The following is a 23,207-nucleotide window of genomic DNA, read 5'->3' as shown; positions in this document are numbered from 1 at the left end:
ATAATCACAGATTGCAGGCTTGCGACCCAACACTTACACCCGTTCAAAACGGTGTTGTGCCCGCTCTTGATGGCGTAGTTCACGTAACAACGCTTCAATGATGTAAAGACACGGCACCTGACTGGTCAGATCGTAATACTGATGAATCCGTTCTTCAGATGCCTTGTACGTCAGCGCATAGCGACTCATCCGCGCAATCGTACTTTCAATATTGCCCGTAATACTGATAATATTCACTTCTGGATTGTTCACAAAATCATTCAACATCTCGACTAATTCAGTTGTTTGGCCAGAAACCGAAACGGCCACCAACACATTGTTACTCGTATTTCGGAGTTGTGGTAACAACGGGTAAAAGGGATCTTTGACGACGTAACTATTGAAACCTAGTGATGAAGTTTGACGTGAGGCGTATTCGCCTAAAGCTGCCGAAGCCCCAATCCCCACGAACACAATGTTGTCAGCATTAACCATCAATTGTGCGGCTAACCCGATAATTCTAGTAATATCTGATGGAAAAGCGTCTGCTTGCACGAGTTGAATCCCCGCCTCATCGGTCGTTCGAATTGGGGTCTCACTGCGTAGTGAAATTTTAAATTCAGGAAAACTATCGTAGCCGATCTTACGAATAAAGCGCATCACGGATGAATTAGAGACGTGGGCGCCACGTGCCAATTCGCGTACTCGCATGTATGGAATCTGTTCGTCATGTTCAACGATAAACCGATAAATTGCTAAATCAACACCTGAAAGTTTATCAATATCTTTATACCCAAAAAAGGCCACGGGTCCCCACCATCCTCACTGGTAATCTATCACCTAGATTACCACAAAACTAACCATGACTGATGGCAATGTTAGCGTTAACGTCTTTTATAAAAACCACAAAAATAGCAATGAGATTACAATACGCAATCTCAATGCTATTTTCTTGACTATCCTCGTTTAATTAACTGGTAAACCGCACCAATCATCCCAGCATCATTCCGCAACTTGGCTGGTACCACTGGCGGCAACGTTAACGTGTTAATGCTGTTGTGCCGTGCTTGTAAATCAGCGATTGCTTCATTCAGCCGCGTGATAAACGTTTCGTTGGCACTAATTCCGCCGCCGATGACCACGATTTCTGGATCAAACGATACGATCAAATTAACAATACCTTTAGCTAGACTGTAGTAGTAACTGTTAAAAATATTGTTAGCTAATACCTCACCGGTTGCCGCCCGTTTAAAAATCTCACGCGCGTCGTCGACTGGTTCATCACTAAACTGATTGTACCGGCGGATCAAACCAATCACCGTGGCACCACGGAAATTCAACGTTCCCATCTCAACATCGACGTCGTCATCATCAACGACCATCCAGCCAAATTCACCAGAGCGAGCATGCGCACCACGATAGATCTGATTATTGATGACCAGTGCGCCACCAACTCCGGTACCGAGCACCAAGCTGAGATAGTTAGGCACATTTTGAGCGGCTCCTAACCACTGTTCAGCAATCGCCGCCGCATTCGCGTCATTTTCAATAATCACGGGTAATTTCGTCAATGCTTGTAGTTCCTCACGTAGATTAATCTCCGTAAAGGCTTCGATCGCACCCGCTGTAGTTAGAAAGCCATCGCTTTGAACGACGCCCGGCATACTAACACCGATTCCGGCAACTGATCCATCTTGTTGTAAATCCTGAACCATAGCCAGGATATCTTGCAAGATCGACTGTTTATCCTTAGCGGTCGGCCGGTTAACCTTGCGACCAATCTGGCCGTGTTCATCGACCAAACCGCACTTAATCGATGTCCCGCCGACATCAATTCCAATATACATTGTCATCTTATTGCTCACTCCTCACTATTCGATTTCTGAGCCATTCGTGGCAATAACGTTTTGATACCACTCAAACGAATCTTTCTTATAGCGTTTCAGTGAGCCACTACCATCATCGTTCTCATCTACGTAGATAAAGCCATAGCGTTTCGACATCTGCCCGGTACTAGCGGCAACCAGATCGATACAGCCCCAAGGCGTATAGCCTAGTAAGTTGACGCCGTCTTCTAACACTGCTTTTTTCACTTGCCGCAAATGATCCGTTAAATAATCAATCCGATAATCATCGTGAATCTGGTTATCAGCTGTCTTTTGATCAACTGCGCCCAACCCATTTTCAACAATGAATAGTGGTAAGTGGTAACGATCCGTAAACCAATTCAAGGCGTAGCGCAAGCCTATTGGATCAACTTGCCAACCCCAGTCACTAGCTTTGACGTACGGATTCTTCACTAAGTCATGTTCTTCATTGTAAGCAAGCGTGCCGGTACCCTGCACCGTAAACGACATGTAGTAGCTAAAGCCAATGTAGTCGACCGTTCCAGCCTTTAACGTGGCCAAATCGGCTTCCGTGATGTCAATGTTAAAGTGTTCCGTTTCAAATCGGTTCAGCAACCATTGCGGATAAAAGCCATTGGCGTGCACGTCGGCAAAGTAGAAGCGCGTCTGCATCGCCCGTTGCGCAAACAACACATCGGCAGGATTAGATGTTAGTGGATAAATTGGGCACATCGCAATCATTGCCCCAATCTGGAAATCAGGATTGATTTGATGTCCTAATTTGACTGCTTCCGCGCTGGCTACTAATTCGTAGTGAGCTGCTTGATACATCCACTTTTCCCGATTCTCGCCCGGCTGATGAATGATGCCGGAGTCAGTCAACATCGCCCCATCCGATTCGAAGTTCGTCTGGTTGTTGATTTCGTTAAACGTCATCCAATAAGTAACTTTGTCGCGATAACGTTCAAAACAAGCTTGTGAAAAGTTCATGTAGAACTTGATCACCTTCCGATTCCGCCAGCCGCCATACTGTTTAACGAGGTGGTACGGCATCTCAAAATGAGCCAAGGTCACTACTGGTTGAATACCGTACTTTAGACATTCATCAAAGAGGTCATCGTAGAACTGTAAGCCTTCCTCGTTTGGTTCGGTCTCATCGCCATTGGGGAAAATGCGGGTCCAAGCAATCGACGTCCGAAAACATTTAAACCCCATTCCCGCAAACACCTTAATATCTTCTGGATAGCGGTGGTAAAAATCGATAGCCTGATGGTTCGGATAATACTTTCCACCAACCACGCCGTCCGTAATTTCACGAGGTTGCTCATTAGTCCCTAGCGTCATCACATCGGCCGTGCTTAGACCCTTACCGCCTTGATCGTAGCCACCTTCTAATTGGTGAGCTGCTACCGCACCACCCCAGAGAAAGCCGTCTGGGAACGGTCTATCTTTAATCGTCATCATCAATTCTCCAATCTCTTATTAAGCTTCCGTTGTTGCAACTGCATCATCGGCCGCGCCATCATTTTCTTTCTTTGAATCGTTTTCCATCGCCATCATCTTATTAGCGGCTAAAACAAATGGCATGTAAGTGAGCACTGAAATTCCAAGGCAAACGAAGCCAATAATCAAACCTAACAAGTTCCCACCAGTACCCAAGAACGGCATCAGTGGCCCCGGTGTTGTCCATGTCATCCCAATAGCTGGAGTTGGTATCCAATTGAAAACAACCGTTACCGTATAACCAACTAAGATGTTAATGACTGGTGTTAAGACGAATGGAATCGCCATAATTGGATTCAACACGATCGGTAACCCAAACATCAGTGGTTCGTTGATATTGAATAGTCCTGGAACCAACGCTAACTTAGCAATTTCACGATAATCTTTCCGTCGTGAAACTAAGAAGATCGCAATGATCAAACCAAGTGTCATCCCACTACCACCCATGTTGGCAAAAACGTCATTCAAGACGCTCCAAGTGGCACGGTTAGGAACGCCCCAAGTTGTTCCGTGAGCATTAACAAAGACCTGGTTCTTCAAATCAGCTTCAGTAAAGATAATTGAGCGTAAAGCGTTTAGCGTATTTGGCCCATGAATCCCGACTAACCATAGAAGATTTTGAACGATTGCGATAATGATAACCCCGAACAAGTTCACCCCGACGTGCGTCAATGGTGTCTGAATTGTTTTGTAAATAATATCGTTAATTCCTTGTGGTGAAATAAGTGATAAACCATAGTTGAGCATTGAAAATAGCATGATAATAATAACAATTGGAATCAAGCCGTTAAAAGAACGCGCAACGGCTGGTGGCACCATATCAGGCATCTTGATCTGCGTCTTTTTAATTCTCGTCAAACGTGGCAAGAATTCTCCGACCAGTCCCCCGACGATCATCGCAACGAATAGACCTTGAGCGCCTAAGTAAGTGGTTGGTAGATAAGTCACGCCATCTTTGACGATTGATGGTGAATAGAGAATCATGAAGCAGGCGATCCCCGTCATCCCGACTAACATATCGTCAGCCTTGAAATACTTCGCCAAGTTGCGAGCCACTAAGTAAGCAATGAAAATCGACAGGATGTTCATCGTCCCATTAGTAACAGAAGTTAATAGCTTTTGTGCATTTTCCAAGTGGGGAAAGAATTTTGGTAAGAATAATATCTGTGCAATGAACCCCGTTTTGGAAAAGACTAAGTTGTTAATCAAAATAACTAACGAAGCAGCCATTGTGATTGGAAATGTATACATGAACGCATCACGGATTGCGGCAACGTGTCGTTGCTCATTGAGCTTAACCGCAAATGGTACAATGTGTTTTTCCATGAAGACGTTAAAACCATTCATCATAAGTTGTTCCTCCTTTTATTTAACCTACAAGTGCTAGTATACGAGAACCTCACACTACTTGAAAGGGCTTTCAAAGTCCTTGCATACTTGTTCCATCGTCTTGGTATCATGACCTCGCTTGGAACGCTGTGTACCACAACCAAATCTAACTTTTTCAGTTCATAGAATCACAAAAAAGGATCTCAAGAAAGTCCCATCGACTTCTCAAAATCCTTCACTAATTAGCAGTTAGCAACTCTCATTGATAATAAGCGGCCGCCATCTGTGTCATCATTTTCTTAAAGCGGCGTTTTCGGAACCAACCAAGGAACGTCACGCCCAACTTGTTATTCGCAGTAACCTTCTTGTCCTTGCCCAAAAAGGTTTCAGCATATTCCAAAGTTGTCTGGTGATCCGCTTCTACCGTGAATTGGTAGTCGACCACATAATGATCTCGTGGCGTTTCCAACTCGTAGGCGTAGCGTTCACCCTGTTCAGCGTGCGTGATTTTCAAACTGCCGGTCATTCCGTTAGACCATTTCTTAGCATACTGGTAGCCGCGCAGCGACTGTTTAGGTGCTGGTCGTCCAGTCTGTTGGTGAATATCTGCTCGCGCTGAGTCAATCAGCTGTTGGTACAGATAATCAACTGGTGCATTTAAACTCAATTTAATCTGCATGCTTCTGGCTCCTTTCCAGTTGGCCCACGCGTCGATAAACAACGAAGAGGGCTGCGCTAATCACTAAGCCTAGTCCGAGTGTCACCCATTGGCCAGTTGTACCGGCCAGGGGACTCAAAACGACAGCTAATAATCCTAGGTTCATCCCGATGAGTAAACACTGCTTTAAGCTTTTCATGACAATTTAGTCTCCGATCTCTGTTAACTTAATCTTGTTGGCAGCCTTAACAAATGGCACGTAGATTGCAAAAGCAACGGCGGCATTAAATAGTTGTAAGACAACTGAACGCCAATCCATCGTAGCAACTAAAGCATTCATAATAGGTGGCATTGACCAAACAATGTTGTTGGTAATTGGTGAAACCCATCCTGCTGACAACGCAGCATAAGCGATGGATACGGTTACAACTGGTGCTAAAACAAATGGTAAGAAATAGATTGGATCGAGGACGATCGGCATCCCAAACATAACGGGTTCGTTAATGTTGAAGAAACCGGGTCCAATAGCTAATTTAGCCACAGAACGCTGATCATCACGCTTACTGAACATTAGAATAGCAACTAATAATAGCAAAGTCGAACCGGCTCCACCAATCCAAGCATACAAGTCGAAACAGTTACGCGTCCACATGTATGGAAGCGTCTTACCAGCTTGGAATGCATTAACGTTAGCTAATTGTGCGGTTAACCAAATTCCATCCAAGATTGGTGCTAAGACGTTGGAACCGTGAATCCCGAAGAACCAGAAAATCTGAACTAGTAAGGTCAATAGCAAGACGGCGCCATAACCTTGACTCATATTTAAGAGTGGTTCTTGGATAACTTTGGCGATCCATTCGATCACCGTTGTGTTGAACTTACTGAAGATCCAGTTGATAATCCCAACTACGTAGAAGGCAGCGGCGGCTGGAATAACCCCAGTAAAGGCGTTAGCAACTGCTGGTGGCACTGAATCAGGCATCTTAATCGTAATGTGTTTCTTCATTAACATAATGTAAACGGTACTTGCGATGGCACCTAAAATCATTACGGTAAAGAAACCATATGAGCCAAAGTAAGTCCCAAAGTTAAAGTAGCCCCAGGCCGTTACTTTCTTACCAGCAACAGCCATACCTGAATCCGTTAAGATTTTGGTAGCACCCTTGCTCAAACCTTGCGTCAACGTTCCCGTAAAGTTTTGTGGCAAACTCATGATGAAGGTTCCCAACGTGACAATCCCACCGGTCACAGGTTCAACCTTGTATTGGATTGCTAATTGGTAGCCAAAGGTAAAGGCGAAGATCAGCCCTAAGATAGCCAACGTCCCCGTCCAGACCATCGCGTTGATCCCAATCAACCATTGCATTGAGTTAACAAATCCCATCCAACCAAACTTAGTTGGAATATCACGTACTAAGGCGTTGAGTACCGTGGCGATCGACCCGGCCATCATTGCCGGCATAATTGCAATAAACGCGTCACGTAATGCGACCAACCACCGTACTGTACTAATCTTAGCTGCGATTGGTACCAAATATTTATTAAGCCATTCGATAAAACGATTCATAATTGACCCCTCACTCCTAATGTATTAAGTATCTGACAAGTTGTATCAGTATCCCCCCTGATACGTTCCCGTACTACTGTTGCAAATCAATATTCTCGGTATGGTAATACAGTTCCAAATCTGGATAGACGAAGAACGTCTTCGAGAAGTTGAATACCGTCCCATTCGTCAAATAGTTGATTGCATCTAAGCACACTGTTTTGTCACCGTCTGGACAACCGATCAGCTTTGCGCGTTCCGTGTTGACTCGTACTTGATGCACGTAATTTTCCGTGGTGCTCCCGATGATGCCATACGCTTCACGGATGAATTCAAAGACGGAATGCTGAACACTATCGCTTGATAAGAACGGGACGACTGACCGTGGAAAATACGATTCTTCCAAATCATATAACACGTCACGTAAATATCGTAAGCGAATGACACGGTATAACTCTTCGCCAACTTCAATGTTACCCTGCTTAGCTAACGCTTCATCCGCCGTCACCTTATCAAACGTGACCACCTTTGAAACCAGCGGCCCGCCTTCAACCATCGCTGACTGATCAAATCCAATCGATAAGTTTAAAACTTTCTTGTCGGTTTGCGGTTGCTTGATAATGAAATTGCCGCTTCCCTGAACGCGGCGTAACAACCCGTGCCGAAACACGACGTCGATCGCCTTACGGATGGTATTGCGGCTCGCATCAAAACGTGCCATCAACACTTTTTCCGTTGGCAACTTGATTTCATACTCGTCAGCCATGATCGATTTAATAATGTCCTGCGCAATTGACTGATACATTTTTGGACCTCCTTTCTCAAATAATTAGTAGGTGCTTTTAAAACTTGTGCCCACAAATAATATTATCACAGAATTTATGAAAACGCTTTATTTTACGTAATTTTATACCAATGAATTTATATCGGGCTTAACGCCACTAATGGTATGGATTCAGGACAGCTCGACCGCCAGAAATTAGCACTATAATTTATCTTTTCACTCGTAATTATTCAGATTTTAAGCAATAAAAAAAAAGTCCCAACCGACTTTACTTTTACGATAAAGTTGATTGAGGCTCATACTTATTTATTATTTTAAATTAATCAATTCAACTCAAAGTTAGTTCTTAGCCATCTAACTCGCGCGCACTAACAATATCATTAACTGTTTGTACCACTGAATTCAAAAGCACATCATCAGCTTTGCCAATTAATCGCATATCACGCCCTTTAAAATCAAAGGTATGAAACTGTAATGGGTTAACAAATCCACTTACACGTTCCACATCGATAGCAATCAACAGTCCAGAACTCGCCAATCGATTATTTTCAGCGTGTGTTATGGGGCAGACCACGGCTAAATTGGTTAACTTAGCATACTTCTGGTTACTAATTACCAACGCAGGACGGTATTTTTGAATTTCCTGACCAGTACTTGGATTAAAATTAATTAATACCAAATCACCTTTGTGCGGAATATATGAACTAGTTCCATTCACTGTCCAGTTCCTCCGCTTGACTCGTTACATCAATTTGACTAAGGTCGTCGTTAAACCAGGTGCCTTCAAACGGATTTCGATGCTTTATTTTAAAAAGAATCGAACCATCGCTAAGCTGTTCAGCTTCAAACTCGGTTCCCTTTGCAACCTTAAAATCTTTGGGAATCGTTATAGTTGTTGAATTTCCGACAGTACGTACTTTCATTTTGCATCACCCTTCCTGTGTATCTTTAGTATACACTAGCATATTTCAAATAACTAATAAACTACTCCAACAATTGTACGTTTCAAAAAAAATACATACAACAATATGATTTACGTAAAAAACACCTAACTTAAACTAAAAAACGCCAAATCACCATCATCAATGGTCATTCAGCGTCATTTAAACTCAATTACAAACTATTTAAAGTAGTTAATCCCAATGGCATCTTGCATCTCTTGCCAAGTTTGTTCAGCAACCACGTTAGCTTTAGCCGTTCCGTCCTTCAAGATCTGTAAGACTTGGGCTGGATCAGCTTCGTAGATAGCACGTTGTTCGCGGATTGGGCGTAACACGCCGTCCAGAACTTCCATCAAGTAACGTTTGATCTTCACGTCACCTAGGCCACCGTGTTGGTATTCGGCCTTCAAGTCAGCGACCTTAGCTTTGTCATCATCAAAGATATCGAGGTATGTGAAGACAACGTTGCCTTCAACCTTACCAGGATCTTCAACGTGAATGTGATCTGGGTCGGTATACATTGACATGACCTTTTTCTTCAAGACATCCGCATCATCAGATAAGTAGATGGCATTGCCCAATGACTTACTCATCTTAGCGTTACCATCTAAACCAGGAATCCGGCCCAAACCTTTTGGTGGGAAGTAGCCTTCTGGTTCAACCAACGTGTTAGTTTGGTAAGTCTTGTTAAAACTCCGCACGATTTCACGAGTCTGTTCCAACATTGGTTCTTGGTCATCACCAACTGGAACTGTCGTTGCCTTGAACGCTGTAATATCCGCAGCTTGACTGACTGGGTAAACAAAGAATCCGGCAGGAACACTTTCGCCAAACGCCTTCTGCTTGATTTCAGTCTTAACAGTAGGGTTCCGGTTCAAACGCGCCACCGTTACTAAGTTCAAGTATTGGTTCATCATGTCCGTTAAAGCAGGAATCTGTGATTGAACTAGGATGGTTGACTTGTTAGGGTCAATCCCAACGGCCAAGTAATCCATCGCAACCTGTAACAAGCTCTTACGAATCTTTTCAGGGTCATGGGCGTTATCGGTCAAAGCTTGGTTATCAGCGATCATAATGAAAGAATCGTATTCACCAGAGTTTTGTAAAGCCACACGGTTCCGTAATGAACCCACGTAATGGCCAATGTGAAGCTTACCAGTTGGGCGGTCACCCGTTAAAATTACTTTTTTTGTCATATTAAGATTCCTTTCTGTCGGCACTAAAAAAGCGCCCCATCAACTAACAACTAGTCAATTAGGACGCATTACCGTGGTACCACCTAAATTGCAGAAAACTTGTTCCTGCCACTCATTAACCGATAAGGGTGGGTTCCCGGTCTACACCGAATCTCCAAAAAGCCATTTCATCAGTCCACCCTAGCTTTCAGCACTCACTAAGTCTCTGTTGTTGGACGTCTTACTGTTCTTTTCTTCAACGATTATTTAAGTCTAGTGTAAAGGTTCGCGCGCACACTGTCAAAATAAATTCAGTTGGCCGACCCGTTCCACCGCTTCAACTAACCGTTCTTCCGAGACCAATAAGCCGATCCGCACGTAGCCCTCACCATGAGCACCGAAACCGTTACATGGCGCCACCGCTACACTTGCTTGGTCTAATAATAAGTCAGCAAACTGCTCACTAGTGTATCCTGCTGGTACTTTCATCAACGCATAGAAAGTGCCACCCGGGCGATATGCGGGCCAGTTGATCTTAGTTGCTGCCGCTAATAACGCATTGCGACGACCTTCATAACGATCACTGATGGCTTGCGCTGCTCGTTGATCACTATTCAACGCCGCCATCCCCGCTCTTTGAAGCGCCGGAAAGACACTGACAAATAGGTGATCTTGAATCAAATTGATGGCTTCAATCATGTCTGCATTACCGGCCACAAAGCCTAAGCGTCAACCGGCCATGTTGTACGTCTTGGAAAATGAGTACATTTCAATACCGACGTCCTTGGCACCTTCACTCTGCAAGAAACTAACGGGGCGTTGCCCATCAAAACCAATGGCACCATACGCAAAGTCACTGACTACCCCAATCTGATGGTCACGCGCATAAGTCACGGTTTGATCATAGAAGTCAGTGTTGGCTACCGCACCGGTTGGATTATTCGGATAATTAAGGTACAGCAATTTGGCCGCAGCCGCTACATCCGGATCAAAACTGCTGTAATCTGGCAAAAAGTTATTCTGTTCTAGTAATGGATAGGTCGCCAATTTGACCTGCGCCAAGGCGACACCCGAGAAGTAATCAGGATAACCCGGATCAGGTAACAGAATCGTCTCACCGGGATTCATCAGGGCAAAGGGTAATTCGACTAAGCCAATCTTAGTTCCACCGAGGACCGCAATTTCCTTCTCTGGGTCAAGTTGTACCCCATATTCACGTTTATAGAAATCTGCACAAGCCTGTTTAAATTCAGGCTGTCCACGAAACTGAGCGTACTTATGCGTTGCCGGATCTTTAGCCGCTTGCGCGAGTGCATCCACAACAAATTCAGGTGTCGGTTGATCAGGATTACCCTGACCGAGATTGATGATATCCGCCCCACTGGCGACCTTGGCATTGACCTTTTGTACGAGACTAGCGAAGAACTGTTTCGGTAATTGCTGCAACACCTGTGACTCTGGAAACTCCATCAAACCACCACTTTCTCTGAATACTTGCTCACACTAAACTGCTTAATATAACTCCGGCCGCCGATCATCAAACACCGGTATCTGTCCGCGAACGTGTTTGACTTGATCTAGGTCTAGTTGCGCCGTCACTAACTGGGCATGCGCACCGGCAATCGCCATAATCTGTCCTAGTGGATCAATCACTAACGACTGACCACCGAAGTCATTCTCTGGATCACTGCCAACCCGGTTGACCGCTACGACAAACGCTTGATTCTCGATTGCTCGCGCCTGCAGTAATAAGCGCCACTGTGGCAAACGACTAGTCGGCCACTCCGCGCTCACAAAGATGACTTGTGGTCCCCGCGCAGCTTGTTTGCGTAACCATTCTGGGAAGCGAATATCATAACAGATTGCTCCCATAGCTGAAACGTCACCCAGCGTAAACACGTTTTCGGTCCGCCCCGCCGTAATGACCTGATCTTCTGCCATCAAGCCAAAGCGGTGCACCTTGTCATAGCGACTGATTAGCTCGCCTTGCCGATCAACAACCAGCATTTCATTATAGTAATGGCCGTCGCGCGCAACCGCCACTGAGCCACCGACAATATTGACCTTGAATTGTCGGGCCAGCTGACTTAGAAATTGCAGCGTTCGTTGACCGTCATCATCGGCTAGGACGTTTAGCCGGTTGAGTGCGTAGCCGGTATTCCACATCTCAGGTAGAACGATTACGTCAACCGTCTGCTCCATTGCTTTTTGAATCGCTATCTCAACTTGATCGTAATTCGCATCCGGATCACCAAACTGAATATCAAGCTGTGCCAATGTTACTCGCATCTAAATCACCCACTTTCATTAGAATTATTAAAATTATATTAGAATAGTTTAGCAATAGTTGCAAGTACCCTGTTATCAATCATAGCCTTTCAGACCTTCATTTAACCTGATTTAATCATTAAAGTAGGTGTTATTAAAATTTATGCCCAAACTACGAGCCCTTTGATTGACAGCGCCCCTAAATCCGCCTAAAATTGTTCAAGCTATTCAGACGATTATCCGACGGGAGGCCCATTCTAGTGACAATATCAGATCAGGAACAACAACGAGAACAGCGGCGAGTCGATCAGGTCATTGAGCAAGTTAAGCAACGGTCCAAACAGACCGATAACTTACTTTCCAAGGCCCATCGTGACACCGACGTGATTCAGAAAAACTATGGTGATAATAACTCCGTCAATACGTTTGAAGTCGATGACCGTATCGAAACTAACGCTGCGTTACAACAACAGAAACAAATGGTTGAGCGGGCAGTTGAATCCGAAGCCATCTTAAAACGGCAAGTCGGGGTCCTAAAAGACTTGCGCAACTCGCCATACTTTGGTCGAATCGATATTCAAGACGGTGCCGATGAAGACACTGAAAAGTTGTATATCGGGACAGCATCTTTTGTCGACAACAAGCAAAACTTTTTAGTCTACGACTGGCGCGCCCCGATCTCATCCGTTTACTATAACGGGACGTTGGGCGATGTCGAATACCAGACGCCAGCCGGACAACAAACAACTGAACTAACTAAAAAACGGCAATTTCAGATTAACGAGGGTCAGATTAAGAATATGTTCGATACTAACGAAACGGTTGGTGACGAAATTCTCCAATCCGTTCTTGGCGAACAAAACGACTCTTACATGCAAAATATCGTTGCAACGATCCAAAAGGAACAAAATGATATTATTCGTGATACCGTCAGCGATTTATTAGTCGTCCAAGGTGTCGCGGGTTCTGGCAAGACTTCCGCAATTTTACAACGGATTGCCTTCTTGCTTTACCACTCACGGGCTTCATTAGAAGCAGATCAGATGGTTCTATTTTCACCAAACCGCTTATTCAGCCACTATATCTCAGAAGTGCTGCCTAGTCTGGGTGAACGTAACATGCGCCAGGTCACGCTAGCCGAATTTCTGAACGCCCGCTTCCAAGGCTTGACCGTTGAAAGTTTGTTTGAGCGCTACGAAAACGATCGGCAAGCTGACCAATTGGCACCTGCAATCCGAACGTATCAGGAAAGCGCCGCGTTTATGGCACAAGTAACTGACTATTGTCACAACTTACCCGCTGATCAGTTACGTTTCAGTAATATCGTTTTCAACGGTGAGACCTTCTTCACCAAGGAAAGTATTACTACGATTGCGACTGACCTACCGAAAGCCATGCAACCAGCTGACCGCTTCTTAGCAATCAAGAACACCCTGATCAAACAGCTTAAACACCGCATTGATGACGAAGCCCAATCAGACTGGGTCAACGATATCATCGATCAGCTAAGCGATGAGGATTACCATGACTTGTTAGCCGGCAAACATCGCGGCGATTTTCAATCTTTAGACGATGAGGTCTTTTACATCGGTAAAGAAATTGTGAACAAACGCTTGCGCCAAGTCTACGATGCCATCTATAACGGTTACTTCTTGGACACCTATGAACAGTACAATGACTTTCTCAACCAAGTGGACCAACCAAGTGACATCACGGCTGAACAGTGGCAGGCACGTTGCCAGGCATTCCAAACTGCCGTTGAATATCACCAGATGGCACTGGTTGACTGCGCCCCACTCTTAATGATGCGCGACGTCTTGACTGGTAGTGGTCAGAATCGTCGCATGCAGTACATCTTCGTCGATGAGATGCAGGACTACTCATTAGCGCAACTACTCTACATCAAGCACGCCTTTCCACTCGCTAAGTTCACGTTGTTGGGTGACAGTGAACAAGCCTTGTTCAAGGATATCGAGTTGCCACAACAATTATTGGAACGGTTGAAGAACGCGTTCAACGTTCGCCGCGCTAACCTAATTACGTTGAACAAGAGTTACCGCTCAACTAAACAGATTACAAATTTCGCCAAAGCCCTACTACCTGACGGCGACCAGATTCAAGCCTTTACTCGTGAAGGTGACCTGCCTAAAGTGATGATTCGATACGGCGAAGATGCCGCCTTAACTGGCTTGTTAACAGAGGTCGAACATCAGCTGAAGACGACTCACACCGTAGCTGTCCTAACTAAGGACCTAACAGAGAGCAAACGTGTCTACCAATACCTGAAGCACCACACTATCACGACTTTAATGACTGATAGTGATCGCACGATGCCACAGGGTGTAATCGTCATGCCGATCTACCTTGCTAAGGGGTTGGAATTCGACGCCGTGATCGCCTACGATGTCTCAGCCGTTAATTATCCAGACGACGCTTCAGTCGGGATTCTCTATACGATTGCGTCGCGGGCCATGCACCACTTGACGCTACTCAGCGTTGATGACGTGTCACCTTTGATTGCCCATTTAGATCCAACGTTATTTACGATTGAGCATCAGGTACGCGTTTAAATAATCCATTATAAAAATCCGTAGTAGCGCTCGCTTAGCGCCTACTACGGATTTTTTAGTCTATTCATTTAAAACTACTTTAACTGACTTACTTTATATCGCATTTCACTAAACTTCGATCAATTTAATAATATTGGGGTCTTTCACAATCAATTCAATCAACCGACTGGCACTACGATTCGGAAATGACTTGCCCGTTTCCCAAGATTCGACCGTTCTTGTAGATACTGACAAGTAGCTCGCAAAGGTTCGTTGGGTCACATCCAAGTCACGCCGAACCGCTTTTATCATCTCCGCATCATATTGAGGTGCGGGCATCACTTTAATTATATGCGTTTCAGCCTGAGTTTCGTCACCGTTCAAAAATGCTCGTGCCTCATCAATACTTTGTTGGAGAGCTGTCTTTTTATTTAACATCTTCCTACCTCAATTCTTGAATACTTCAGTTAGTTTCTTCAAATCAGCTTTTTCGCTATTCGATAAGGTTACTTTTTTATTCTTAGGATAGACCATCAGAAATATGAGATGATCCCTTGCGGCAACAAAATAAATCGTTCGGTATGCCCCGCTCTTTCCTTGATTATCAGCAACGGGTGTATAACGCAATTTAAGTGCACCACCAGTTTGCTGAATAAATTCACCGGGATACCGCTTGCCATGTGAGTTTTCTGGTGATTGATTTAAAAAATCCTGTATCTGTGACTCCAAATCGACTTTATCTTCCACGGTTAACTTGCACTTAGCCCACTGTTTATTGAATGTCTTGGTGTAAGTAATCCTGACTTCAATGGAATTCATCACCATAACTCCTTATGAACTACGAACAGATAGTATACCATCTGTTCGTAGTTGTCAATTATTTAGTTACTACAAAATACGAATTAAACCACTATTTTCATGTAGTCAGCGCCATAACTTTCTCTTTCAATAAATCGCCTCTATCAAAAAAATGGCCGCCAAAACAACTGGCAACCATTTTCCCGTTATATTCAATGATAACTAATCTATTTTCAATCCCTTAATCCGTCAGTGCTAACTTCCGAATCGCATCCGCCACGCCGCCTTCATCATTGGTGCCGGTCACGTAGTCTGCATGTGATTTAGCAACTTCGCTACCGTTGCCCATCGCCACAGCGGTACCCGCAAAGTCGAACATTGGCAAATCGTTACGTTCATCACCTAAGGCCATAACTTCTTCAGCCTTAAAGTTCAAAACACCGGCCAAATCTTTTAAAGCTTGACCCTTATTCACGTTTTCATGCATTAATTCAAGGAAGTTAGTTGCTGCCCGCACAACGTAGAGTTGATCGCCAAACGTTTCCTTAACTAAGGATTCGACCGCATCCAACTGTGGCCCTTCGCCGACAAATAATCCTTTAGCAATCTGGAAGTCATCCGGCAAATCGTCTGGGTCACGAATTAGCAATCCAGCCTTATTTTCCCACGCCTGCACAACGGTCACCCAGTTAACATCACGATCAGCCGTATAGATGGTACTATCCGCATCCAACACGTTAAATGGCACGTGATGTTCCTTACTAAACGCCGTCATTTGGCGATAGTACTGATTTTCAACGAGGTGTTTGGCAACGACTCGACCGGCAACACTTTCGATAACAGCACCATTGTAGGTGATTACGTACTGGTCATCGCCAGCAATACCTAATTCATCTAAATATGGCTTAACACCGGCTAAGGGCCGTCCTGTACACAGCACTACTTTGATACCCTGTTCCGTTGCGCGGTGCACCATGCTGACCGTACTTGGCAATAATTTACCGTCAGAGTTGAGGAGCGTGTCATCAATATCAATTGCAATTAGTCGAATGTTCATTAGTTATAGTTCCTTTCATTCGCGAATACGGTTACAATTATAGTATGCCACCGTTACGCCTTACTTATTTAATCTCAATATAGCATGTTCCACCAGCGAGTAAGGCCGATTTTTGAAAGTAACCAGTGCGATTTTTCAAGATTTTAATCATAAGAGTGAGGAAGAATTATGCAAATTGTCCATGAAACGGTCCAGACGATTCCGCGTCTGCCATTCAAATATTACGAACACGATCCACTAACTGCCATTACGGTGGCACCACACTGGCATCAAGGAATCGAACTGAACTACCTCGTTAACGGTACCACGCTCAAGTTCATTACGGACGGACACACGACCGAATACCGCCCTGGTGACCTCTGGACGGTTAATCGGCGGGTTGTCCACAGCGCGACCGGTCCCGAACAAGTCGACTGGGTCGAATTCGGCCTAATTATTGACGACGACTTCTTACAGAACCGAATTCCCGCCAGCGCCAACTGGCAATTAACGTTAAATGGCGCTGAATCTGCGACCGCCCACCCACAAGCCTACGCCGAAGTACGCGAGCACCTCGTTGCGATTCATGAGTTGCTGGCAACACCCACGAATGACCTGCTGCGTTTACGCATTTTGAGTCATTTCTACAGTCTCTTAGCAACGCTTGGGCAGACGTTTACGGTGCCGCTGGATGAAACCGATGTCAATCCCAACTTAACCTTAACCGATGGGGTCATGAGTGCTATTAATCAACACTACGCGGAAGCCATTACGGGCAATACGTTGGCTGACGAGTTTCACGTCTCATTAACGACCCTCAATCAGCAGTTCAATGCCAACGTTCAAATGTCGGTCAACCGTTACATCCGGCTGATTCGTTTGATGAATGCCCGCCGCTTATTATTAGAGACAGACCGCAAGATTGAATACATTGCCGCTAGCTGTGGCTTTGCGAATGGGAAGACCTTCAACCGTAATTTCAAGGCGTGGAAAGGGCTGACTCCGACTGATTACCGGCAGGCTTTTGCTCGCTATCACCGAATTGATACTAGTTGCCTGTAAAAATGTCCGTTCACCCCTAAATTTCCGTGGTAAGCTACGGCCATCAACTAAATTACGGGGGAATACAACATGATTAAATTAATTGCAACAGATATGGACGGCACCTTTCTACGGGATGATATGACTTACGACGAAGCCAAATTCGCCATGCTACACCAACGACTTCAGCTTCAAGGCACACGCTTCGTAATCGCCAGTGGCAACCAATACTTCCAACTACGGTCATTCTTCAAGGACTATCCTGAGATGATCTACTTAGCTGAAAATGGCGCCTACATCCGTGATGCTAACCAAGTTTACGCACTACACGCCTTCCAGCCAGAGACAGTCGCTAAGATCCTGACGATCATTCAAGCAATGCCTGATCTCAAGATTCTGGTCTGTGGGGCCAAGAGTGCCTACACGTTAACCACAACTGATCCACAACATGTGGAAAACATGCGTCACTATTACCACCATCTCGAGGTTGTCGCTGATTTTGAAACAGTCGATGACGACATGCTCAAATTCGCCATCAGTTGCCCACCAGAACAGACCGATACGATTGTCGCTAAACTACGGACAGCTCTGGACGGTCTAGCAGAACCTACTAGTAGTGGTCACGGCGACATTGACTTGATCCAACCAGGCACCAACAAAGCTGCTGGCTTAAAGGAACTTGGACAAGTGCTGAACATTGATTTAGCTGACATGGCAGCCTTTGGCGATGGCGGCAACGACCTTGAAATGTTACGCGAAGTCGGCTGCGGCGTTGCCATGGCAAACGCTCAACCAGCCGTGACCGCCGTTGCCGATCAGACTACTGGCAACAATCAAGAACAAGGTGTTCTCCAGTGGTTAACCAACTGGCTGGATGCTTAAGATGCAACCACGGTTAACGACAACCGTCAGCATTCTTAGTTTATCCACAGTCACCGGGATAACGACGATTGTCACGGGAATTATTCCACAGCTCAAACAAGCTTTTCCACAAGTCCCTACGACTTTAATCGAATGGGTTGTGACGATTGCTAATTGTAGTGCGCTGCTCACACTGCTGCTGAACCCATGGCTAACTAGCAAATGGGGCTTACGGCGCGTTGTCATCAGCGGACTGATTCTGAGTGCCATCATGGGCTGTATTCCTGCCATGACAACTAGTTTTAGCCTCATCATGGCTAGTCGCGTGCTGTTGGGACTAGGTATCGGGCTCTTTTCACCACACGCCATTAGCTTGATCACCCACAGTTTTACGGGTGACTTGCGGGCACGGTTATTAGGTTATCAGACTGGTTTGTCCGCATTAGGTAACGCCGTGTTACTAGGATTAGCTGGGCTGCTGACCGCACTCAGTTGGCACGCCGTCTTCTGGCTATACAGTTTATTGCTAGGAATCGCACTGTTAGTCGCCCGATTCGTGCCAGAACCTGCTCAACCAGAGGCCAATACCACTAAAATAACCCGCTCAACACCATTACCAAAACGTCAATGGATTTTGTTAGGCTTAACCTTTATCACCTACCTATTGATCTGGGGTGTCCAATTAAAGCTGCCGAGTTACTTCGCTAACCGGCACTTTGGTGGCTCGGCTACGATCAACCTAACCTTAGCGGCGATGAATCTCGGTGGCTTGCTGGCTGGGCTAACGTTTGGTTACCTTTACCGCTACTTACACCGTTTCACGTTAACGCTAGGTTATGCCGGAGCAGCGGTATCCGTATTATTGTTATGGTTAGCGCCCAACGCTAATTGGGCCATTGGTGCTGCCATCTTTTTCAACTTTATCTATTCGTACACTGGTCCGTACCTCGTCTTCACGAGTAATGCGAATCTTGACGCCAGCCAAGTCAATACGTTGAGCAGCTATTTGACGATTGCCACGATTATCAGTGCTTTCTTCGCACCACTCGTTTGGAATCAGCTGGGGAAAATCGGACCACAAACTTTAACCGCCAACGTTTTGATTTGGATCACACTGATTTTAAGCGGACTTGCGCTGATTACTGCGCTGCATAAACCCGAAAGGAATCTGAGCTAATGACAACTAACAATGAACGTTTACACACCGGCGAATTGTATTTACCAGAAGATCCAGACCTAGTTAAACGACAGGAGGCCTGTCTCGATCAACTGTACGATTTCAATCAGACTCGGCCAACTGAAATGACTAAGCGACAAGTCTTACTCAGCAAGATGTTTGCTGAAATCGGACCTGACTGCTACATCGAACCACCGTTTCACAGTAACTTCGGTGGCCATCACGTCCACTTTGGAACTGGTATTTACGCCAATTTCAATCTAACGATGGTTGACGATACCCACATCTACGTCGGCGACCGGACCATGTTCGGACCTAACGTAACGATTGCTACAGCTGGCCACCCCATCATCCCAGAACTCCGTGAACAGGGTTATCAATATAATGCTCCCGTTCATATCGGGGCTAACTGTTGGCTTGGCGCGGGCGTCATCGTCCTACCTGGCATTACGATTGGCGATAATGTCGTCATTGGTGCTGGTAGTATTGTGACCAAGGACTTACCAGATAACGTCGTAGCTGTCGGTAATCCAGCTCACATTCTGCGTTCAGTCAATGAACACGACCGGGAATACTACTTTAAGGATCGCCGTATTGATCCAGAAATCTTATCGTAACCACAAATTAGCGTGGCCTAATTACTTATGGCCTACATTGAACATGCAAAAATAACCGCTTGGAATACATATTCCAAGCGGTTATTTTTGTAGTTATTAATCCTATTTAAAGATTGAAAAGCCAAAATTATTCATAGCTTTCGCCTCCGGTAGTCAGTACTAGCTCAGCTTGGGACCGGGTTAAGCCTGAGAAGCGGTCTTAACCCTCGTCTTGATCCTTGGCAAACATCACCAAGTATCAAGAACGTCCGGCTAGACTGGTTAATACTTATGATAAGCATCATAAATATTAGTTCGAGAAGATTGCTAGTTGAATACTCGCTAACAAAGTAGTCATTGAATCAAGTATCAGCTGTTTCAGCCATTTTAAACTATTCTGATTTAGGGGTTAGCCCGCAAACGAGAAATTCCGTTGCTTCGGCACTCTTCTGTTCAACATCAAACGCCCCCGTCACATCAAACAGGACTAACGGCAGGATGTACCCCAAGACAGTGCTAACAAAGTAACGAATAATGCGCTCATCTGGCCAATCGACCAACTGGCCCTGCTGCTTGAAGTAACCTAGCAAACGATTAATATTACCTCTAACCATCGTTGCCCATTTGGTTGACAGTGTCTCTAGTACCTTTGGATTATGAATAATCTCCTGCAAGAACACTTTAAGTTGTTGCAAATTTGCCACCGCAAAGGTCATCCGATCCTGAATCACATAGTGTAAGAACGATTCAAAGTCGCTGAATTGATTTAGCTTAATTTCACTTAGAAATTCCGTAGCAGCCATCGGAATAACTTGCTCGATAAAGGGTTCTAGCAAGGCTTTGAGAATCCCCTGCTCCGTCTTAAACTGTTTAAAAACAGTACCTTCCGAAACGCCGGCTTGCGCAGCAATTTCACTGCTAGTGGTGCGGTCAAAGCCTTGAATGGCAAATAGTTTCAGACTAGCTTTTAACACGTCCTGCTGTTTCAAGGATAATTGTGAGTCTTGTAAGGTCTTTTCAAACAAGGTCTCCACATTATTAATCTTCATCCGTGAACTCCTTCCTGTGCATTGCGATATGCTGGGGTGACTATCAATCGTCAATACCACCATGCACCGCTTTTTAGCTGACTTCAGTTGCTTAAACTTTCCGGTAACGGCGTAACCCAACGATATTCAATGTCGTCAAAACGACTAAGAATAGGAGTAACATTCCGATATCAAATCCTAGATCCATCAATGACGTGCCACGAGTGATGATTGCTGCCACGGCGTCACCCGAGTATTTCAACGGGATAATGTAGGAAATACCCTTGATCCAGCTTGCCATCGAATCCAGTGGAATCAAACCGGAGAAGAAAATCTGTGGCACAACGACCAGTGGGATGAACTGCATCATCTGGAATTCTGAGTTTGCAAACGTTGAGAGTAAGATCCCAAACGCTAGAGCAACTAGCGCTAATAACAGGTTAATCACGACTACACTAGCCATGCTCCCAACAACTTCAATCCCTAATAACCAGACCGTCGTTAAGACAATGACGATCGTCTGCATTACTGCTAAAATCCCGTAACTTAACATGTAACCAAAGACGATCGATGACCGTTTAACCGGCGTTGCTAATAGTCGATCCAACGTCCCAGTCGTGCGTTCCTTCAATAACGCCATCCCAGAAATCAGGAAGACAAAGAAGAAAACGAAGAAGCCCATCAAGATTGGTAACATCTTAGCGAAGTAGCCCGTATTCTTGTCGCCATAAACGTACGTGTTGGTAATCTTAGGCGTGGTTTGACCACTACTCTTAGTTGACTGATTGGTTGCAGTCGCTTTGGTACTCGTTGCAGCGCCCTTGGTGCTTGCAGCCGCCTGTTGTTTCTGAATCGCCTGTATCTGCGCCTGAAGTTTAACCGTTGCCGTGGTACTCTTCTTCAACGCTGATTTCAGCTTATTCACGCTTGTGGTTGTCAACGCGTTGCTGAACGCCATCTTAACGGCCGCAGTCTTCGTAGAATCCGTATTCGCATAAATTAAATGGTAGTTATTGCCATTCTTCTTAATAATGGCGTCAATCTTTTCATCCTTCAAAGCCTTGTTAGCGGCCGTCTTAGTGTCATACTTCTTGACTGACACGTGCTTGATACCGTCGATTTCACTATTCAACGATTTCGTTACGCCGATCGTCCCGACACTGACATCAGTTGAAGAATTGGTGTTAAAAATCACACTCATCAGTAGCATCACTAAGATTGGGGCTACAAACATCAACGCCAACGTCCGTTTGTCACGGAAGAGTTCTTTGAGAACCCGATTCATAATTGCAATTGTCCGCATTATTCAACACCCTCTGCTTTCAAAAAGACATCTTCAATACTGTTCACACCGTATTCGTATTTCAGTACGCCCGGTTCATCAAACGCCATGACCTTGCCATCGAGCAATAAGGCCACCCGATCGACTAGTTCGGCTTCGTCCATCACGTGAGTCGTGATTAAGATACTACGACCTTCATCGCGCAAGCGGCCAAGTTCAGCCCAGATTTGACGCCGCAATGCGGGGTCGATCCCAACGGTTGGTTCATCGAGAATCAGTAAATCTGGATCACCCAGCAAGGCAATGGCTAACGATAACCGACGCATCATCCCACCAGAGTAGCCGGCCACCCGTTTGTCCAAATAATCCGTCAAATCAACGACTTCAGCCACGTGTTGAACCGCTGCTTCCATATCAGCTTTGGCAATGCCCTTCATCAAACCATAGAACTTTAAATTTTCACGACCTGATAAGGAATCGTAGAGTGCATCCGTCTGGGCCATATAACCGATCCGACCAAGCAGTTGCCGGTTAGGTAGGGCTGTGTCGAACACCTTAGCGGAGCCACCATCAGCGACTTCCATCCCAAGTGCGACCTTGATAACCGTCGACTTACCAGCACCGGATGGTCCAATCAAACCGACAATCTCACCAGTATTAACGGTCAAGTTGATGTCTTTTAGAACAGTTTGATCGCCAAAGTTTTTAGCTAAATGTTGTAAATCAATAATTGCTTTTTTCATATTTTTAGAACCTCCCAATTGTCATTCTTGCTTTGTGAGTAACCACTCACTCATCTACAAAAGTGA

The 23,207-nt window shown here is 45.2% G+C and carries 23 protein-coding genes and 1 pseudogene; 5 read left to right on the top strand and 19 right to left on the bottom strand.

The annotated features are described in order from the left end of the window. Positions 1–33: 33 nt before the first annotated feature. The 13 genes and pseudogenes from ACG95_RS13325 to ACG95_RS13265 all read right to left on the bottom strand — a co-directional run bounded on the left by ACG95_RS13325 (position 34) and on the right by ACG95_RS13265 (position 12,051). Positions 34–786 (bottom strand): MurR/RpiR family transcriptional regulator, encoded by a 753-nt coding sequence (locus ACG95_RS13325; RefSeq protein WP_048000996.1) that lies wholly within the window; start codon positions 784–786, stop codon positions 34–36. 149 nt (positions 787–935) lie between these two features. Then, positions 936–1,832, bottom strand: a complete 897-nt coding sequence (locus ACG95_RS13320) for an ROK family protein (RefSeq protein ID WP_082137376.1) — start codon at positions 1,830–1,832, stop codon at positions 936–938. Between the two features lie 18 nt (positions 1,833–1,850). Beyond that, positions 1,851–3,287 carry a 6-phospho-beta-glucosidase gene (locus tag ACG95_RS13315; RefSeq protein ID WP_048000995.1) on the bottom strand — a complete coding sequence of 479 codons (1,437 nt, stop codon included), beginning with the start codon at positions 3,285–3,287 and terminating at the stop codon, positions 1,851–1,853. 21 nt (positions 3,288–3,308) lie between these two features. Next, the gene (locus ACG95_RS13310; protein ID WP_048001013.1) at positions 3,309–4,676 is read right to left on the bottom strand and encodes a PTS sugar transporter subunit IIC; all 1,368 of its coding nucleotides are present in this window, start codon (positions 4,674–4,676) and stop codon (positions 3,309–3,311) included. Positions 4,677–4,917: 241 nt separating this feature from the next. Further along, entirely contained in the window at positions 4,918–5,337 is a 420-nt protein-coding gene (locus ACG95_RS13305; RefSeq protein WP_048000994.1) for a DUF3284 domain-containing protein, read from the bottom strand. Next, positions 5,327–5,515, bottom strand: coding sequence for a hypothetical protein (locus ACG95_RS13300; RefSeq protein WP_048000993.1), 189 nt, complete (start codon positions 5,513–5,515; stop codon positions 5,327–5,329). Before ACG95_RS13300 ends, ACG95_RS13305 begins: the two co-directional genes overlap by 11 nt. A gap of 6 nt (positions 5,516–5,521) precedes the next feature. Next, positions 5,522–6,883, bottom strand: coding sequence for a PTS sugar transporter subunit IIC (locus ACG95_RS13295; RefSeq protein ID WP_048000992.1), 1,362 nt, complete (start codon positions 6,881–6,883; stop codon positions 5,522–5,524). A 73-nt stretch (positions 6,884–6,956) separates the two neighbouring features. Then, positions 6,957–7,667 (bottom strand): GntR family transcriptional regulator, encoded by a 711-nt coding sequence (locus ACG95_RS13290; RefSeq protein WP_048000991.1) that lies wholly within the window; start codon positions 7,665–7,667, stop codon positions 6,957–6,959. Positions 7,668–7,992: 325 nt separating this feature from the next. Then, positions 7,993–8,364: a type II toxin-antitoxin system PemK/MazF family toxin gene (locus ACG95_RS13285; protein ID WP_048000990.1), complete on the bottom strand. Its 372-nt coding sequence runs from the start codon at positions 8,362–8,364 to the stop codon at positions 7,993–7,995. Beyond that, on the bottom strand, positions 8,351–8,569 hold the full coding sequence (mazE, locus tag ACG95_RS13280) for a type II toxin-antitoxin system PemI/MazE family antitoxin (protein WP_048000989.1): 219 nt from the start codon (positions 8,567–8,569) through the stop codon (positions 8,351–8,353). The genes ACG95_RS13285 and mazE overlap by 14 nt, the downstream gene beginning before the upstream one ends. 197 nt (positions 8,570–8,766) lie before the next feature. Then, positions 8,767–9,783 carry a tryptophan--tRNA ligase gene (gene trpS, locus ACG95_RS13275; protein WP_048000988.1) on the bottom strand — a complete coding sequence of 339 codons (1,017 nt, stop codon included), beginning with the start codon at positions 9,781–9,783 and terminating at the stop codon, positions 8,767–8,769. 279 nt (positions 9,784–10,062) lie between these two features. Next, positions 10,063–11,232 (bottom strand): annotated as a pseudogene (locus tag ACG95_RS13270) (aminotransferase class I/II-fold pyridoxal phosphate-dependent enzyme). Positions 11,233–11,274: 42 nt separating this feature from the next. Next, positions 11,275–12,051, bottom strand: coding sequence for a carbon-nitrogen family hydrolase (locus ACG95_RS13265; protein WP_048000987.1), 777 nt, complete (start codon positions 12,049–12,051; stop codon positions 11,275–11,277). A 239-nt stretch (positions 12,052–12,290) separates the two neighbouring features. On the opposite strand from ACG95_RS13265, the gene helD reads away from it, so the two are divergent. Next, positions 12,291–14,600: an RNA polymerase recycling motor HelD gene (gene helD / locus ACG95_RS13260; protein ID WP_152668354.1), complete on the top strand. Its 2,310-nt coding sequence runs from the start codon at positions 12,291–12,293 to the stop codon at positions 14,598–14,600. A 108-nt stretch (positions 14,601–14,708) separates the two neighbouring features. Here helD and ACG95_RS13255 read toward each other — a convergent pair whose 3' ends face one another. From ACG95_RS13255 to ACG95_RS13245, 3 genes are all read right to left on the bottom strand, one after another. After that, positions 14,709–15,017, bottom strand: a complete 309-nt coding sequence (locus ACG95_RS13255) for a helix-turn-helix domain-containing protein (protein WP_048000986.1) — start codon at positions 15,015–15,017, stop codon at positions 14,709–14,711. Between the two features lie 9 nt (positions 15,018–15,026). Continuing rightward, positions 15,027–15,398, bottom strand: a complete 372-nt coding sequence (locus tag ACG95_RS13250; RefSeq protein WP_048000985.1) for a type II toxin-antitoxin system RelE/ParE family toxin — start codon at positions 15,396–15,398, stop codon at positions 15,027–15,029. Between the two features lie 220 nt (positions 15,399–15,618). Further along, entirely contained in the window at positions 15,619–16,434 is an 816-nt protein-coding gene (locus ACG95_RS13245; RefSeq protein WP_048000984.1) for a Cof-type HAD-IIB family hydrolase, read from the bottom strand. Between the two features lie 168 nt (positions 16,435–16,602). Here ACG95_RS13245 and ACG95_RS13240 point away from each other — a divergent pair, with 168 nt between their 5' ends. From ACG95_RS13240 to ACG95_RS13225, 4 genes are all read left to right on the top strand, one after another. Continuing rightward, entirely contained in the window at positions 16,603–17,475 is an 873-nt protein-coding gene (locus ACG95_RS13240) for a helix-turn-helix domain-containing protein (RefSeq protein WP_048000983.1), read from the top strand. A gap of 69 nt (positions 17,476–17,544) precedes the next feature. Beyond that, the gene (locus tag ACG95_RS13235; protein ID WP_048000982.1) at positions 17,545–18,336 is read left to right on the top strand and encodes a Cof-type HAD-IIB family hydrolase; all 792 of its coding nucleotides are present in this window, start codon (positions 17,545–17,547) and stop codon (positions 18,334–18,336) included. 1 nt (position 18,337) lies between these two features. Further along, positions 18,338–19,492 carry an MFS transporter gene (locus tag ACG95_RS13230; protein ID WP_048000981.1) on the top strand — a complete coding sequence of 385 codons (1,155 nt, stop codon included), beginning with the start codon at positions 18,338–18,340 and terminating at the stop codon, positions 19,490–19,492. Further along, a complete protein-coding gene (locus ACG95_RS13225) occupies positions 19,492–20,109 on the top strand; it encodes a sugar O-acetyltransferase (RefSeq protein WP_048000980.1) in 618 nt (205 codons plus the stop codon). The genes ACG95_RS13230 and ACG95_RS13225 overlap by 1 nt, the downstream gene beginning before the upstream one ends. Positions 20,110–20,480: 371 nt before the next feature. Here the strand turns inward: ACG95_RS13225 and ACG95_RS13220 are convergent, their stop codons facing one another. The 3 genes from ACG95_RS13220 to ACG95_RS13210 all read right to left on the bottom strand — a co-directional run bounded on the left by ACG95_RS13220 (position 20,481) and on the right by ACG95_RS13210 (position 23,141). Continuing rightward, the gene (locus tag ACG95_RS13220) at positions 20,481–21,137 is read right to left on the bottom strand and encodes a TetR/AcrR family transcriptional regulator (RefSeq protein ID WP_048000979.1); all 657 of its coding nucleotides are present in this window, start codon (positions 21,135–21,137) and stop codon (positions 20,481–20,483) included. A gap of 91 nt (positions 21,138–21,228) precedes the next feature. Next, on the bottom strand, positions 21,229–22,419 hold the full coding sequence (locus tag ACG95_RS13215; protein WP_048000978.1) for an ABC transporter permease: 1,191 nt from the start codon (positions 22,417–22,419) through the stop codon (positions 21,229–21,231). Continuing rightward, positions 22,419–23,141 (bottom strand): ABC transporter ATP-binding protein, encoded by a 723-nt coding sequence (locus tag ACG95_RS13210; protein ID WP_048000977.1) that lies wholly within the window; start codon positions 23,139–23,141, stop codon positions 22,419–22,421. Before ACG95_RS13210 ends, ACG95_RS13215 begins: the two co-directional genes overlap by 1 nt. Positions 23,142–23,207: the final 66 nt, after the last annotated feature.

Source organism: Lactiplantibacillus herbarum (assembly GCF_001039045.1).
Lineage (GTDB): Bacteria > Bacillota > Bacilli > Lactobacillales > Lactobacillaceae > Lactiplantibacillus > Lactiplantibacillus herbarum.
Note: the sequence above shows the minus strand (reverse complement) of the source record. Positions and strands in the feature narration are given on the sequence as shown.